The organism is Arthrobacter sp. efr-133-TYG-118 (assembly GCF_030209755.1).
Taxonomy (GTDB): domain Bacteria; phylum Actinomycetota; class Actinomycetes; order Actinomycetales; family Micrococcaceae; genus Arthrobacter.
On record NZ_JARVRH010000002.1, the window covers coordinates 162,286 to 176,306 of the forward strand.

Here is a 14,021-nt window from a genome sequence, read left to right on the forward strand (position 1 = left end):
CGGATAACTTTCTGCAAGCCTAGCGAGACTATGTGACTTTCAAGGAACATCCTGGATCATCCGGCGCGATGTTCACCGAGAAATCGGAAGACGTCCGGGACCGCCCGTGCGATATCGGAAGCGGTCAATGGCCCACCCGCCGAGGCTGCGCTGCCCGCCATTCCGTGGACGCTTGCGCCGACGGCGGCTACCGCAGCCCAGCGCTCATCAGGGGCGATCCCCAGCGCGGCGAACGGTCCGTCGTCGTCCAGCCCGGATTCCGCGTACGCTGCAGCCAGCGCGCCGACTATCCCGCCAAGGACGTCCCCGCTCCCTGCCGTTGACATCCACGGGCATCCGTCCGACTGGCTGAAGACCGCCCCGGAGGGCGAAGCAACCACCGTTGTGGCACCTTTGAGCAGGACGACCGCACCGGTGTGCTCTGCCGCAAGCCGGGCAAAGTGCACGGTCCGCGATTCCACGTCCTCACGCGTGACGCGCACTTCGCCTCGGCCAAGGAGGGCCGCGAGCTCCCCGGCGTGCGGGGTGAGAATCCAGTTCGGCGGGCAGCGTTCCGGCAGGAGCTCCAGGGCTCCGGCATCGACGACGGCAGGCTGGCTGGCGCCGGCCGCCGCGGCCAATACGTCACGGGCACGGTCGAGTTGCTCGGCTCCGTCCAGGCCAGGACCGAGCAACCACGCCTGGACCCGGCCGGGCTCGGCCGGCTCCCAGATGGCTTCGGGGGTTCGTGCCAGGACCTGCCGCGCCACGACTTCCGGGCCGAGGTACCGCACCATTCCCGCACCGGCTGCGGAGGCGGCCTCGACACAGAGCGCCGCGGCCCCGGTGTAGCGCTCGGAACCTGCCACGACGCCCAGGACTCCCCTGGTGTACTTTTGGGCCCGACGCCCCGGGTCGGGCAGGACGGCGGCCAGGTCAAGGGTGGAGAAGCGGCGTAGCGCAGGTGCCGGAAGATACTTCTCGATGCCGATAGGTACGAGCATCACGCGGCCGGCACAGCCCTCACCCGGATCGGCCATCAGTCCAGCTTTGATTCCCCCGAATGCCACGGTCAGCCGCGCCGTCAATACGGGCCAGTGGACCTCGCCTGTGTCGGCGTCCACTCCGCTGGGAGTATCGCAGGCCACAACCAAATCGGGCCTTAGCTCCTCCAAGGCAGCAATCAATTCCGCGGCCGAACCGCCAAGGCCGCCCCGGGCACCGGTGCCCAAGATGGCGTCAATGACCACGTCGTCGCCGGCAGTCAGCACGGCTAGTTCTTCGGCGTTGTCCTCGTCCAAAACATGGACGCGTCCGCCGGCAGCCCCGAAAGCCGCGAGGGCGTCAGGATGGGCGGAACCGGCGGTGAGTACCGCCGTCGTGCGCATGCCACGCCTCGCGAGCGTTGCCGCCGCGTAGAGGCCGTCCCCACCGTTGTTGCCTTTGCCCGCCAGCACCGTAACCCTCGAGCCGTAAAGGCTGCGGCCTGCCGAGCGGAGTTCACGCACGACCGCGTTTGCGAGTCCGTGTGCTGCGCGCTGCATGAGAACAGCGCCTTCGCCGGTATCAAGGAGCGGTTGTTCCGCTGCCCTGATCTGTGTTCCGGTGAAGGCGCTGATCATGGTTGCTTGCGCTGCTAGGCTTCGGCGATGACCATGGCAGTGGCGATTCCGCCATCGTGACTCATGGACACGTGCCAGCGCTTCACGCCTATGGACTCGGCAACTGCCAGTACGGTGCCCTTCACCTTGATGGTGGGGCCGTTCTGGTCCAAGCCGATCCAGCAGTCCTGCCAGTTCATGCCCGCTGGGGCTCCCAGGACCTTGGCCACTGCTTCCTTGGCCGCGAAACGCGCTGCCAGGGACCGCGTGTTGAGTTCGCGCTCCGCGGGAACGAACAAACGGTCACGGAGGCCCGGGGTCCGCTCAAGTTGGCGCCCGAAGCGCTCTATGTCTACGACGTCTACGCCTATGCCAACAATCATGCGGCTATTCTACGGTCACGCTCTTGGCGAGGTTACGCGGCTGGTCCACGTCGTACCCCTTGGCCTTGGCCAGCTCTGCGGCAAAAATCTGCAGCGGGACAGTGGTGAGAAGCGGCATCAGGAGAGGTGGCGTCTGCGGGACGTAGAAAACGTGCTCGGCGTAGGCCCGCACGGTTTCGTCACCTTCCTCGGCGATCACCAGGGTTCGCGCACCGCGGGCGCGGATTTCCTGGATATTGCTGACAACCTTGGCGTGGAGGGAATCGCGGCCCCGCGGCGACGGGACCACCACAAAGACCGGCTGGCCTTCATCGATCAGCGCAATCGGACCGTGCTTGAGCTCGCCGGCAGCGAATCCCTCAGCGTGGATGTAGGCGATTTCCTTGAGCTTCAACGCGCCCTCGAGCGCCACAGGGAAGCCCACATGGCGGCCCAGGAACAGCACCGACTTCTCGTCCTTCATGCTGCGGGCGAGCTCGCGGAGGGGACCCGCGTTGTCGAGGATCTTCTGGATGTGGGCGGGTATTTTGCCAAGGTCCGCCAAGACGTCCTTGATCTGGCCGGAGAAAATGTTCCCGCGCAGCTGGGCGAGGTAGAGACCAAGGAGATAAGCGGCGGTGATCTGGGCCAGGAACGCCTTGGTGGAGGCGACGGCGATCTCCGGACCGGCGTGGGTGTAGAGAACGGCATCGGATTCGCGCGGGATGGTGGATCCGTTGGTGTTGCAGATGGAGATCGTCTTGGCGCCCTGCTCGCGGGCGTAACGGACGGCCATCAGCGTGTCCATGGTCTCGCCGGACTGGCTGATGGACACCACCAGCGTGTTCGCGTCAACGATCGGGTCGCGGTAGCGGAATTCATGCGCGAGCTCCACCTCGGTGGGGATGCGGCACCAGTTCTCGATGGCGTACTTAGCGACCATCCCGGCGTATGCGGCCGTGCCACAAGCCAGGACGATGATCTTGTTGACCTGCTTCAGCAGCTCGGGGTCGATCCGAAGCTCGCTCAAGGTCAGCTGGCCGTTAATGTCCGAGCGGCCGAGGAGGGTCTGGGTGACTGCGTCGGGCTGGTCGTGGATTTCCTTCTCCATGAAAGAGCTGAAGCCGCCCTTTTCCGCAGAAGCCGGGTCCCAGTCAACGTGGTATTCCTTGCCCTCGGCGGGGGCCCCGAAGAAGTCTGTGATCTCCACGGTGTCGGCGGTGATGGTGACGACCTGGTCCTGGCCAAGCTCGACGGCGCGGCGCGTGTGATCGATGAAACCGGAGACGTCGGAGCCAAGGAAGTTCTCGCCTTCCCCCAGTCCTACGACAAGTGGGGAGTTGCGACGGGCGGCGACGACGACGTCCGGCCGCTCGGCGTGCACGGCGAGGAGCGTGAACGCGCCTTCGAGCCGCTGGCAGGCGAGCTGCATCGCTTTGGTGAGCTTGCCGTTGGACGAGTCACCGTTGAGCTGGTTACGGAAAATATCGCCCAGAAGTGCTGCCGCTACCTCGGTGTCCGTCTCCGACTCGAAAGTGACACCCTTGGCGACGAGCTCCTGCTTGAGCTCGGCGAAGTTTTCGATGATTCCGTTGTGGATCATGGCCAAGCGTCCGCCATCGGCCAGATGCGGATGAGCGTTCTGGTCGGTGGGTCCGCCGTGGGTGGCCCAACGGGTGTGGCCGATGCCGGTCAGCGAGTCCGGGAGCGGATTGCTCTCGAGCTCGTTCAGTAGATTGCTCAGTTTTCCGGACTTCTTCCGGGCTGTGATGGTTCCATTAGCCACCACTGCAACTCCGGCTGAATCATAGCCCCGGTATTCAAGCCTCCGGAGTCCTTCAAGCACGACGTCGAGGGCCGAGTGCCCGGCTTCTGCCCGGCGGGATGAATTGCCAACGTAACCTACGATTCCACACATGCCTACAAGACTAGCGGCTGCCCCGCGAAATGGACGTAGGATATCCGGGCCCAAAGACAGTCCAGGCCGCGGAATATGCCGGATCGCGTACCTTTTCCGGGCGAGCATGCTCACACAAAATCTGCCCGCCGTTCATGCTGTATTTCCGGATCAGCCAACAGAGGGGCAGAATCTCTATAGTGACTTTGCAACGCAATGAAGCGAACGGCGACAGCTCCTCTCCGTTCGTGGAGCTGGACAGGCAGACGTGGTCCCGGCTGGCGGCACAGATGGAGCAGCCGCTTAACGAAGAGGACATCATCCGGCTTCGCGGCCTCGGTGATCCCCTGGACATGAAGGAAATCCGAGAGGTCTACCTTCCGCTCTCCCGCTTGTTGCACCTCTATGTCCAGGCATCACAGCAGCTTCATGCAGCCACAACCACCTTCCTTGGCGAGCAGACCCAGCGCACGCCCTTCGTGATCGGCGTCGCAGGTTCGGTGGCGGTCGGCAAGTCCACTATTGCCCGCGTGCTGCGCGAGATGCTCCGCCGTTGGCCTGGCACTCCAAACGTAGAACTCATCACCACGGACGGGTTCTTGTACCCTCTCGCTGAGTTGAAACGCCGGCATTTGCTTGAACGCAAGGGCTTTCCGGAGTCCTACGACCGCCGGGCCTTGCTTCGTTTCGTGAGTGCGATCAAGGGAGGCGCCGAAGAGGTCCGCGCTCCTTGGTATTCGCACGTCACCTACGACATCGTCCCGGACAAGGAAGTGGTGGTCCGACGGCCTGACGTCCTCATCGTCGAGGGCCTCAACGTGTTGGCACCCGCCCGTCCGCGCCAGGACGGCCGGCAAGGCTTGGCCCTGAGCGACTTCTTTGATTTCTCCATTTACGTTGACGCCAAGACGTCGTACATCGAAGACTGGTACGTGGACCGTTTCCGCAAGCTTCGAACCACGGCGTTCGCCCAGCCCGAATCCTACTTCCACCGTTACGCGACGCTCTCCGACGCCGAGGCGGAAGCCACCGCACGCGGCATTTGGAAGCGCATCAACGAGCCCAACCTTGAGGAGAACGTGCTCCCTACCCGCGGCCGGGCGCAACTTGTCCTCACCAAGGATGCGGACCATTCCATCCGCCGCATGCTGCTCCGAAAGGTCTAGCACGGATGTGCTACAACTGCGGCCCCAGCCGAAGGTCCTTCACGACGCTACTTGCCGCAGGTGCGGGAATGGCTGCCTTGGCGTCCTGCAGCCCCGATACCCGGGTCGCCCCGCCCACGTCCGCACCGTCCCCTTCAGGTCCCCAAGCCGCAACGCCGACGCCGACAGCAGCGACCACGACGGCGGTTCCCTCCGGAGCGGCGAGCGAGCCGCCGTCGGGCGCACCGCCGTCGAAGGCTCCGCCCTCAGGGGTGCTGTCCCAACAGTTTTCCCTGAGCGATCCCGCGAGCCAGTGGGTCATCGTCAACAAGCACCGGCCCCTGACTCCCTTGCAGTTTGTCCCTGCCGACTTGGCACAACCCCGCGTGCAACTCGCAGTCAGCGGAGAGGCGTCCCTGCTCAACAGCACCACCGCCGGAGCAGCAGAAAAGCTCTTTGCGGCAGCCGCCTCGGCCGGCGCGACCATGACCTTGGCCTCCGGATACCGTTCCTTTCAGACCCAAACCGCCACGTACAACGGCTACGTGAGTACCCGCGGCCAAGCCTCGGCGGACACGGCATCCGCCCGTCCCGGCTTCTCGGAGCACCAGACTGGATGGGCATTCGATATCGGCGACGGCGGCGGGGCGTGCAGCTTCGAGCCCTGCTTCGCTGATCAGCCGGCCGCCGTTTGGGCCAAGGCGAACGCGTACAAGTACGGATTTGTTGTCAGGTACCCGTGGATGCTCAATGAAATCACCGGCTATTACTACGAGCCGTGGCATTTGCGGTTTATCGGGGTTGAGGCTGCAACGGATATGGCCAACCGGGGCATCGGCACCCTCGAGGAGTACTTTGGGCTCGAAGCGGCGCCGGGCTACCCCTAGCGGTTGATTAACCATCAACAGGGTCCATCGGTAAGCATTCGAAATAACTGTGGCCCGCCTCCTCACGGAGACGGGCCACAATTGTTTTGTCTTTTTGGCTGTGTTCTGGCCTAGAGCGCCAGTTCGCGTGGAATAGCGAGGCGGTCTTCGACGACGCCGGCCAGTTCAGTGCATATGCGGGTGGCGGTTTCCATGTCCGCGGCCTCCACCATCACGCGCACCAGCGCTTCGGTGCCCGATGGCCGCAGAAGCACCCGGCCGGTGTCACCCAGTTCGAGTTCGGCGGCAGCCACCGCAGCGGCGACGCCTTCATCCGTGGCGGCGCGCGATTTGTCCACGCCCTTCACGTTGATCATGAGCTGCGGCAGCTTGGTCATGGCGCGGGCAAGGTCTTGGAGGGTTCGACCGGTTCCGGCCACCTGGGCGGCAATCTGCAGACCGGTCAGGACGCCGTCGCCAGTAGTGGCGTAATCGGAGAAGATCACGTGGCCCGACTGCTCTCCCCCAAGACTGAAGCCGCCTTCGCGCATTGCCTCCAGGACGTACCGGTCCCCCACCGCGGTCTCACGGAGGGTGATTCCCGCTTCACGCAATGCGATCTTGAGTCCGAGGTTGCTCATCACGGTGGCTACCAGGACGTCGTCCTTCAGTTTTCCGGACTTCTTCAGCGCGAGGGCCAGAATCGCCATGATCTGGTCACCGTCAACTTCGTTGCCTTCGTGGTCCACGGCCAGGCAGCGGTCGGCGTCGCCGTCGTGCGCTATGCCGAAGTCCGCACCGTGCTTGACGACAGCTTCCTTGAGCTGGCCAAGGTGGGTGGAACCGACGCCGTCGTTGATGTTCAGACCGTCGGGTTCCGCACCAATCACCACAACTTCGGCGCCGGCGCTGGCGAAGACCTGGGGGGAACAGCCACTGGCCGCACCGTGGGCGCAGTCCAGCACAACCTTGAGACCTTCGAGTCGGTGGGGCAGAGTGCCGAGCAGGTGGACGATGTAGCGATCCTCGGCGTCCGAGAAGCGCTGGATGCGGCCGACGTCGCCGGCCACAGGGCGTGAAGGTTCCTTGCCGAGTTGGGCCTCGATTGCGTCCTCAACCTCGTCCGGGAGCTTCTGGCCGCCGCGGGCAAAAAACTTGATGCCGTTGTCCGGTGCAGGGTTGTGCGAGGCGGAGATCATGACGCCGAAATCGGCATCGAGGTCGGCTATGAGATAGGCCGCTGCGGGCGTCGGCAGGACACCGGCGTCGTACACGTCGATGCCGGAGCTGGAAAGTCCGGCTTCCACCGCCGCAGCGATAAACTCGCCGCTGGCGCGGGGATCCCGGGCGACCACGGCGCGGGGCCGCTTTCCGTCGGCTGCACGTTCGTGGCCAAGGACCACCGCAGCTGCTTGGGCCAACTGAAGAGCGAGCTCCGCGGTGAGCAATCCATTGGCGAGACCACGCACGCCATCTGTTCCAAATAATCTAGCCATCGCGTCCCAGTCTAGACGACGGGGGTAGGGGTGGAGGAAAGGGTGCCGCAGGGCCTGCACATACCCCTTCAGCCGCGCGACCGCAAGAGTGGAACTACTTGACTTGCGTTTTCCGCTCCACTCTAGTAATGGCCCTTAACAAGTATCTACGATTACCGCATGACACCTAGCTCTGGGGGCTTGGCGCTCGAAATAATCGTCCCCGTTTTCAACGAGTCCGCCATACTCGAAAGAAGCATTTACCGGCTTGCCGACTACCTTTCTCGGGAATTGTTGTATAGCTGGAAAATCACGATTGCCGACAACGCGAGCACGGACGCGACCGGCGCCATTTCGCGAAAGCTCGCTGACGAGGTTCCAAATGTCAGCTATCGGCGCCTCGAGACTAAAGGGCGAGGGTTCGCGCTCCGCGACGCCTGGACATCGTCAGAAGCCAAAGTTCTGGCATATGTAGACGTAGACCTCTCGACCGATTTGGCGGCTTTGCCGCCGCTCATCGCCCCCCTGCTTTCCGGACACTCGGACGTCAGCATCGGCACCCGGCTTGGCCGCACCTCCAGGGTAGTCAGGGGTCCGAAACGGGAATTCATCTCCCGGAGCTACAACCTTATTCTTAAACGGACCATGCAGGTACAGTTTTCCGATGCGCAGTGCGGTTTTAAGGCTGTCAGGGCGGAAGTCGCTCATCGGCTGCTTCCTTATGTGGAGGACAACTGCTGGTTCTTCGACACCGAGCTGTTGATCTTGGCGGAGCGGGCAGGGCTTCGAATCCACGAGATTCCAGTCGACTGGATTGACGATCCAGACAGCAGGGTGGATATCCGCCAAACGGCCGTCGACGATATCAGGGGCCTCGTACGCGTCGCCGGTTCGATGATGAAGGGAAATATCCCTTTGCAGGCGATATACGCGGAGCTGGGGCGAGGACCTATCGCCGCGCCAACGCGTCCGAGTTTCTTCGGCCAAGTGATACGTTTTGGAATCGTCGGCGCGTTCTCCACTCTCGCTTTTGCTTTGCTGTATCTGCTATTCCAGGGCCCGTTTGGGCCACAGCAGGGAAACTTCCTGGCCTTATTAATCACGGCCATCGCGAACACGGCTGCCAACCGTCGCTTCACCTTCAGGATCCATGGCCCCGAGCGGCAGTTCACACAACAGTTTCAAGGCCTTGTGGTTTTCTTGGTCGCCTGGGGCATCACTTCTTCCTCCCTTCTACTGCTACATGCCATTCACCCGGACGCATCGCCCAGTACTGAGCTGTTTGTCCTGACCTGCGCAAACATCTTCGCCACTCTGGTGCGCTTCGTCTTGCTCCGTATCTGGGTCTTCCGGGTACGGCGGACGGAGGAACGCCGCGGCGTGGCCACCATCAAGCAGCTGGCAATGTGAGCAACAAAACCAGCCGACTTCCCGGACAAGCAGCCCCGGGCGCCGTCATCGGAGGCCGTTCCCAGGTCATTCGGAAGTGGTTTCGTGGGAATCCCCTGAGTCCGGCCTGGCAGCGGCCGGCTCTACTGAGCCTTCTTGCTTTGGCGTCACTCCTATATATGTGGGGACTCGACCAAAACGGTTGGGCAAACTCTTACTACTCTGCCGCCGCCATGGCCGGTTCGGAAGATTGGACTGCATTCTTCTACGGTTCCTCGGACCCGGGAAATGCAATAACCGTTGACAAGCCTCCACTGTCACTGTGGATCATGTCCCTCTCCGTGCGGATTTTCGGCCTCAACTCATGGAGCATCCTCCTGCCACAAGCTCTGATGGGAGTACTCAGCGTCTATTTGCTGTATCGGATGGTGACGAAGCGGACCGACCCGGCAACTGGTTTGCTTGCGGGGCTCTTCTTTGCGGTTACCCCCGTGGCGACTGTGATGTTCAGGTACAACAACCCGGATGCGCTGCTGACCCTGCTCATGATCGGGGCCGCCTTCGCGACCCTCGAGTCAATCGACCAGGGGAAGCTGCGCTGGCTGCTCGTCGCGGGAGCCCTGGTCGGCGCCGGGTTCCTCACGAAGCAGCTACAGGTTGCCCTGATCCTGCCGGCGATCGCACTGGCATACGTTGTTTTCGCCCGATTGCCTGTGTATCGCAGATTGGTCCATCTAGGGACCGGGTTGATCGCCGCCGTGGTCGCATCGGGCTGGTGGTTCATCATCGCGCAGACGGCCGATCCTGCCCGGAGGCCTTTCATAGGCGGTTCCCGATCCAACAATATCTGGGAGTTAACGCTGGGATACAACGGGCTGGATCGGCTGACCGGCGAGGATGCCAGTCACACGCTATCTAGCCCTAGTGCGGATCTCTACCAGAAGCTTGACCCGGGGATCACTCGCTTCCTACAACCGCAGTTCTCGGCCCAGTTCGCGTGGTTTCTCCCGCTCGCGATTGCTGGAGTCGGTATCACCATATGGTTCGTTATTCGTCGACATGGCACGTCACAACAGCGCTCTTTTTTGGTCCTCTGCGCCGCGTGGTTTGTTTGTTCGGCCACGGTTCTGGCCATGATGACAGGCATCGTCCATCCCTATTACGCGATCTCAACCGTACCGTCGCTCAGTTGCCTTGCCGCGTTGACGGCAACCCATCTTGCGCGCCGCTTAGCAAGCGGATTAGTCCGCCTGGCGTCTGGTCTCGTGTTGGCTACCTGCCTGATCCTGGGGTTCATTACGGTATCCCGGTCCGTCTCGGAGTTCCCTTGGGTGCCCCCGGTTTTGTTGGCCGCAGGAAGCTTGGCAGTCGCCATCGCGTTGCTTCCACCCGTCAAAAGGCAACGTCAAACGGTACCCGTTCTATTAATAGGAGCCTCAATTTTGTTGGGTCCCACGATCTGGTCCGTAAACACGGTACTGAGTCCGCACGTCGGAGCAGGTGTTGTCGCCGGACCCAGCACCTTGGGCATTCGATCAGATCATCCTGATCGAACTCAACTGCCGCCGGGGACGCCCCCGACCTTCACCGCGGTCATGTTCGGCGACGTGCCGTCCCCAAAAGTCCTTGAGAGGATCACGGCGAGCCCTCCCTCCGTGCGATGGGCGGCTGCCGTTGTTGGCTCGGAGACCGCCGCCAACTATCAACTGGACAGCTCCAGGGCGATCCTGGCAGTGGGTGGTTTCGACGGCACAGATCCCTTCCCGACGCTGGAACAATTCCAGACGATGGCCCGCCAAGGTAGTGTCGGATTGTTTGTGATCCAGAACCTTCCACCTCTGACAGTTGAGGGGAGAGGGGAATCTGCGCGCATTGTTCAATGGGTCGAGAACAACTTCCAGCCTGAGATGATCGACGGAGCGTCCATCTACCGCCTCACCCAATAGTTCGAGCCTACGCCTCTCCATCTACGCAAGAGAGGCCCGCCCCGCCAAACGGCGGAACGGGCCTCTACGGAGCGCTGGAAGCGCCCAAAAGCGGTTTTAGCGCTTGGAGTACTGCTGAGCCTTGCGTGCCTTCTTGAGACCAGCCTTCTTACGCTCGATGACGCGGGCGTCACGACGCAGGAAGCCGGCCTTCTTCAGGGTGGCGCGGTTGTTCTCGGTGTCGATCTCGTTCAGTGAACGGGCGATACCGAGACGCAGTGCGCCGGCCTGACCGGAAATGCCGCCGCCGTGGATTCGTGCGAAGACGTCGTAGGCGCCGTCAAGATCGAGGATCTTGAAGGGCTCGTTGACGTCCTGCTGGTGCAGCTTGTTCGGGAAGTAGTTGGCCAGCTCCCGGCCGTTGATGATCCACTTGCCGGTACCGGGCACGATGCGAACACGTGCAACGGCTTCTTTACGACGGCCAACTGCTGCGCCGGAAACGGTCAGTGCCGGGCGCTCCTTCTTCGGCGCTTCTGCTTCCGCAGGACCGCTCTCCGAGGTGTAGCTGGTCAGGTTTTCCTCAGCCACAACGGCCTCGGTGGTCAGTTCTTCGTTCTGAGCCACGATTCTCCTTGATTAAAAGTTGTTTGGTGGCCAGGACTACTGGGCGACCTGGGTGATTTCGAAAGTCTTGGGCTGCTGGGCTGCGTGGGGGTGCTCTGCACCACGGTAAACCTTGAGCTTGCCCAGCTGCTGCGCAGCGAGGGAGTTCTTCGGGAGCATGCCCTTGATGGCCTTCTCCACAGCGCGGACCGGGTTGGATTCCAGCAGTTCCGCGTAGTTGACGGAGGTCAGGCCGCCCGGGTAGCCGGAGTGGCGGTATGCGCGCTTCTGCTCCAGCTTGGCGCCGGTCAGAGCGACCTTTTCAGCGTTGATGATGATGACGAAGTCGCCCATGTCCATGTGGGACGCAAAGGTCGGCTTGTGCTTTCCGCGCAGCAGTGTTGCGGTCTGGCTGGCAAGACGACCAAGGACAACGTCGGTGGCATCGATGACGTGCCACTGGCGGTTGATATCGCCGGGCTTCGGGGTGTACGTACGCACGGTTTTGCCTCGTTCTTGTTCTGGCGTTCATGTTTTAGGCGGCACGCTTGAAGCGTGTGCCTACTAGGTATGCGTTACCGGAGCAGAGGTGAGGGCTCTATGTACCAGTCATCCCGAAGTCCCGATATGCCTGTCGAGTTAACGATCCTGCAACTGGATCCCCAAGCGGGCATGTGTCATCGAGAAAGGACACGCACAACGACTATCAACAATAGCGGCAACGAGCGTCAGGGTCAAAATAGGCTGGCAAGCAGCGTGAGCAACTGAGGCCCACTCTGAGCTCCTAGGAGATGCCATGACAGCAACTGCCGCCCAGCCCTTGTTTGTGGCCGCCTTCGGGCTCCTGGGGCTGCTCACGAGCCCTTTGGCAGAGCTTCTGATAGCCAGATTCCTGCCGGGGGTTGGCGGGCTCGCCTCCCCCGCTGTCCGGATCACAACGGCGCTTGCCACCGCAGCGTTGTTTGCCCTCCTGACGCTCCGGCTCGGATTCTCCCCGATGCTCGCTGCCTACCTGCTCTTAGCGGTGATGGCAGTGCAGCTGTCACGCGTGGACCTGGTGCACCATTTGCTTCCAAACCCGCTAGTTCTGTTGCTGCTTGCCGCCGGCCTCGGTCTGTTAACTATGTCGGCTGCACTCGTTCCGGACTGGTCTGGACTGCTGCGCGCGGCTGCCGGCGCCGTCATTTTGTTCCTCGGGTACTTAATTCTCGGATTAACTTCTCCCGGAGGCCTCGGAATGGGCGATGTGAAGCTCGCGGCACCACTCGGAATGTATTTGGGCTACTTGGGCTGGACGCAACTGTTCTACGGGGGGCTGTTGGGATTCGTGGTGGGCGGGGTGATGACGGTACTGATGTTGCGCCTGAAGCGCGGAATCAAGCCCACTGAAGTGGCTCACGGACCGGCAATGTTCGCCGCCGTAATTGGAGTGGTCCTTCTCGTCGCGTGATCTCACGGCATGCCTCCCGGGTTCCCCTCAGTCCCCAAGAGTCCCATCCGTGTCAGCAGCTAGGTAGTACTTAGGCAGAAAAACCGAGTACCACGCGGGGGCTCTTCGAGTAGTCCATAGCACTCGCACTAGAAAAGACGAGTACCACTACGCATTGTTTGTTAACCCTCCCAGGGGCAATTCTTGTCCTATCGAAATCCGAACCGCCAAAAGGGATATGTACTCGGCAAGGATTCGTAGACAAATTCACTTATCTGGGAAAGGTTTTCCAATGTCATCTCTCATGGTTTCTGTCATCGCTTTCGTCGCCGGCGTGAAGGATCGCATCTTGTCCTCCGAGAAGGGCGCAACAGCTGTTGAATACGGCATGCTTGTCGCCTTGATCGCCGCTGTGATCGTTACCGTAGTTGCCGCGCTTGGCGGCCAGATCAACACGGCTTTTACCAAAATCAACACGGCGCTCTGAATACACCCAACGATCTCCGACCCGGGCCGGTCACGCCGAGGAACTCCTCAAGGCGAGGCCGGCCCGGACCTTTTACAGGGGGAAACACAATGAACAAGTTTTTCCACAGGCTCCGGGTTTCTGAAACCGGAGCAACCGCAGTCGAATATGGCCTCCTCGTCGCATTGATCGCGGCAGCCATCATCGCAACCGTGGCGCTCCTTGGACCGGAAGTTCAAGCCGGATTCCAAACTGTCGTCGATAACCTCTAAAGGCGCCGGCTATGCACTCCGAAAAGAAATCAGGATCCGAGGCTGGAGCCGTCGCAGTCGAATTTGCCTTGATACTTCCAATTTTCCTAGTGCTCGTGCTTGGCATCTGCGAATTTGGGCGGGGCTTCAACATCCAGGTCTCCTTGACCGAAGCCGCCCGGGAAGCGGCCCGCTATGCATCCATCCACCAAACGGATCCCGGCTATAGCGTGACTGCCGCCCAAGACGCAGGAGTTGCCGCCGCTCCATCGGTCCCGTTATCTGAGTCGAATATCAGCGTCCAGTCTGTGGGCTCAAGCCCCTGCAATGTCGTCGTCACAGTGGCCTACAGCACAGCCTGGATGACGGGGTTTCCCGGTCTGGTTCCCGGGATGCCTTCGCAACTCAACCTGCAAGGCAAAGGGGTAATGCGATGTGGCGGCTAAGGCGAGACGACCCTGAGCGTGGCGTGGTGGCCCCACTCACCGCTCTCCTCATGGTTGTGCTACTTGGCATGGCAGCCTTCGCCATCGACGTCGGATCCATGTATTCGGAACATGCCCAACTTCAAAACGGCGCGGACGCCGCCGCACTTGCCATCGCGCAAGCCTGCGCCAAAGATCCGAATTC

General features: G+C 61.8%; 15 protein-coding genes and 1 pseudogene. 9 read left to right on the forward strand and 7 right to left on the reverse strand.

Going from position 1 to position 14,021, the window contains the following annotated elements:
• Positions 1-56: 56 nt before the first annotated feature.
• Genes QRN59_RS01600 through glmS form a run of 3 tightly spaced genes read right to left on the reverse strand, consistent with a single transcriptional unit; the run spans position 57 to position 3,860 of the window.
• Positions 57-1,601: an NAD(P)H-hydrate epimerase gene (locus tag QRN59_RS01600; protein ID WP_284980793.1), complete on the reverse strand. Its 1,545-nt coding sequence runs from the start codon at positions 1,599-1,601 to the stop codon at positions 57-59.
• Positions 1,602-1,615: 14 nt separating this feature from the next.
• On the reverse strand, positions 1,616-1,963 hold the full coding sequence (locus tag QRN59_RS01605; RefSeq protein ID WP_234749116.1) for a holo-ACP synthase: 348 nt from the start codon (positions 1,961-1,963) through the stop codon (positions 1,616-1,618).
• A 4-nt stretch (positions 1,964-1,967) separates the two neighbouring features.
• Positions 1,968-3,860, reverse strand: a complete 1,893-nt coding sequence (glmS, locus tag QRN59_RS01610) for a glutamine--fructose-6-phosphate transaminase (isomerizing) (RefSeq protein WP_284980794.1) — start codon at positions 3,858-3,860, stop codon at positions 1,968-1,970.
• A gap of 134 nt (positions 3,861-3,994) precedes the next feature.
• Here glmS and coaA point away from each other — a divergent pair, with 134 nt between their 5' ends.
• Positions 3,995-5,005 carry a type I pantothenate kinase gene (gene coaA / locus QRN59_RS01615; RefSeq protein WP_284980795.1) on the forward strand — a complete coding sequence of 337 codons (1,011 nt, stop codon included), beginning with the start codon at positions 3,995-3,997 and terminating at the stop codon, positions 5,003-5,005.
• A 10-nt stretch (positions 5,006-5,015) separates the two neighbouring features.
• Here the strand turns inward: coaA and QRN59_RS24605 are convergent, their stop codons facing one another.
• Positions 5,016-5,315: a hypothetical protein gene (locus QRN59_RS24605; RefSeq protein ID WP_502871008.1), complete on the reverse strand. Its 300-nt coding sequence runs from the start codon at positions 5,313-5,315 to the stop codon at positions 5,016-5,018.
• A 55-nt stretch (positions 5,316-5,370) separates the two neighbouring features.
• On the opposite strand from QRN59_RS24605, the gene QRN59_RS24610 reads away from it, so the two are divergent.
• On the forward strand, positions 5,371-5,871 hold the full coding sequence (locus QRN59_RS24610; RefSeq protein ID WP_502871009.1) for a M15 family metallopeptidase: 501 nt from the start codon (positions 5,371-5,373) through the stop codon (positions 5,869-5,871).
• Positions 5,872-5,981: 110 nt separating this feature from the next.
• Here QRN59_RS24610 and glmM read toward each other — a convergent pair whose 3' ends face one another.
• The gene (glmM, locus tag QRN59_RS01625) at positions 5,982-7,346 is read right to left on the reverse strand and encodes a phosphoglucosamine mutase (protein ID WP_284980797.1); all 1,365 of its coding nucleotides are present in this window, start codon (positions 7,344-7,346) and stop codon (positions 5,982-5,984) included.
• A gap of 159 nt (positions 7,347-7,505) precedes the next feature.
• On the opposite strand from glmM, the gene QRN59_RS01630 reads away from it, so the two are divergent.
• Positions 7,506-8,735, forward strand: coding sequence for a glycosyltransferase (locus tag QRN59_RS01630; protein ID WP_284980798.1), 1,230 nt, complete (start codon positions 7,506-7,508; stop codon positions 8,733-8,735).
• Between the two features lie 308 nt (positions 8,736-9,043).
• Positions 9,044-10,660: an ArnT family glycosyltransferase gene (locus QRN59_RS01635; RefSeq protein WP_284980799.1), complete on the forward strand. Its 1,617-nt coding sequence runs from the start codon at positions 9,044-9,046 to the stop codon at positions 10,658-10,660.
• 96 nt (positions 10,661-10,756) lie between these two features.
• On the opposite strand, the gene rpsI is transcribed toward QRN59_RS01635, so the two are convergent.
• Together rpsI and rplM are read right to left on the reverse strand one after the other, a co-directional pair.
• Positions 10,757-11,266 carry a 30S ribosomal protein S9 gene (rpsI, locus tag QRN59_RS01640; RefSeq protein ID WP_078108113.1) on the reverse strand — a complete coding sequence of 170 codons (510 nt, stop codon included), beginning with the start codon at positions 11,264-11,266 and terminating at the stop codon, positions 10,757-10,759.
• Between the two features lie 36 nt (positions 11,267-11,302).
• On the reverse strand, positions 11,303-11,746 hold the full coding sequence (rplM, locus tag QRN59_RS01645; protein WP_024817563.1) for a 50S ribosomal protein L13: 444 nt from the start codon (positions 11,744-11,746) through the stop codon (positions 11,303-11,305).
• Between the two features lie 295 nt (positions 11,747-12,041).
• Between rplM and QRN59_RS01650 the strand changes: the two genes are divergently transcribed.
• The 5 genes and pseudogenes from QRN59_RS01650 to QRN59_RS01670 form a co-directional block, all read left to right on the forward strand.
• Positions 12,042-12,695, forward strand: coding sequence for a prepilin peptidase (locus QRN59_RS01650; protein ID WP_284980800.1), 654 nt, complete (start codon positions 12,042-12,044; stop codon positions 12,693-12,695).
• Positions 12,696-12,966: 271 nt separating this feature from the next.
• Positions 12,967-13,161, forward strand: a complete 195-nt coding sequence (locus tag QRN59_RS01655) for a Flp family type IVb pilin (RefSeq protein ID WP_284980801.1) — start codon at positions 12,967-12,969, stop codon at positions 13,159-13,161.
• Between the two features lie 89 nt (positions 13,162-13,250).
• Entirely contained in the window at positions 13,251-13,412 is a 162-nt protein-coding gene (locus tag QRN59_RS01660; RefSeq protein ID WP_284980802.1) for a Flp family type IVb pilin, read from the forward strand.
• Positions 13,413-13,423: 11 nt separating this feature from the next.
• The gene (locus QRN59_RS01665; protein ID WP_284980803.1) at positions 13,424-13,837 is read left to right on the forward strand and encodes a TadE family protein; all 414 of its coding nucleotides are present in this window, start codon (positions 13,424-13,426) and stop codon (positions 13,835-13,837) included.
• A pseudogene (locus QRN59_RS01670) lies at positions 13,825-13,977 on the forward strand (pilus assembly protein TadG-related protein); the annotation flags it as partial. The gene QRN59_RS01665 and the pseudogene QRN59_RS01670, both read left to right, overlap by 13 nt.
• Positions 13,978-14,021 lie beyond the last annotated feature (44 nt).

Coding starts and splice junctions, on each gene's coding strand:
- QRN59_RS01600 (WP_284980793.1), bottom strand. CDS start 1,601: ATGATCAGCGCCTTCACCGGAACACAGATCAGGGCAGCGGAACAACCG.
- QRN59_RS01605 (WP_234749116.1), bottom strand. CDS start 1,963: ATGATTGTTGGCATAGGCGTAGACGTCGTAGACATAGAGCGCTTCGGG.
- glmS (WP_284980794.1), bottom strand. CDS start 3,860: ATGTGTGGAATCGTAGGTTACGTTGGCAATTCATCCCGCCGGGCAGAA.
- coaA (WP_284980795.1), top strand. CDS start 3,995: ATGCTGTATTTCCGGATCAGCCAACAGAGGGGCAGAATCTCTATAGTG.
- glmM (WP_284980797.1), bottom strand. CDS start 7,346: ATGGCTAGATTATTTGGAACAGATGGCGTGCGTGGTCTCGCCAATGGA.
- QRN59_RS01630 (WP_284980798.1), top strand. CDS start 7,506: ATGACACCTAGCTCTGGGGGCTTGGCGCTCGAAATAATCGTCCCCGTT.
- QRN59_RS01635 (WP_284980799.1), top strand. CDS start 9,044: ATGTCCCTCTCCGTGCGGATTTTCGGCCTCAACTCATGGAGCATCCTC.
- QRN59_RS01650 (WP_284980800.1), top strand. CDS start 12,042: ATGACAGCAACTGCCGCCCAGCCCTTGTTTGTGGCCGCCTTCGGGCTC.
- QRN59_RS01655 (WP_284980801.1), top strand. CDS start 12,967: ATGTCATCTCTCATGGTTTCTGTCATCGCTTTCGTCGCCGGCGTGAAG.
- QRN59_RS01660 (WP_284980802.1), top strand. CDS start 13,251: ATGAACAAGTTTTTCCACAGGCTCCGGGTTTCTGAAACCGGAGCAACC.
- QRN59_RS01665 (WP_284980803.1), top strand. CDS start 13,424: ATGCACTCCGAAAAGAAATCAGGATCCGAGGCTGGAGCCGTCGCAGTC.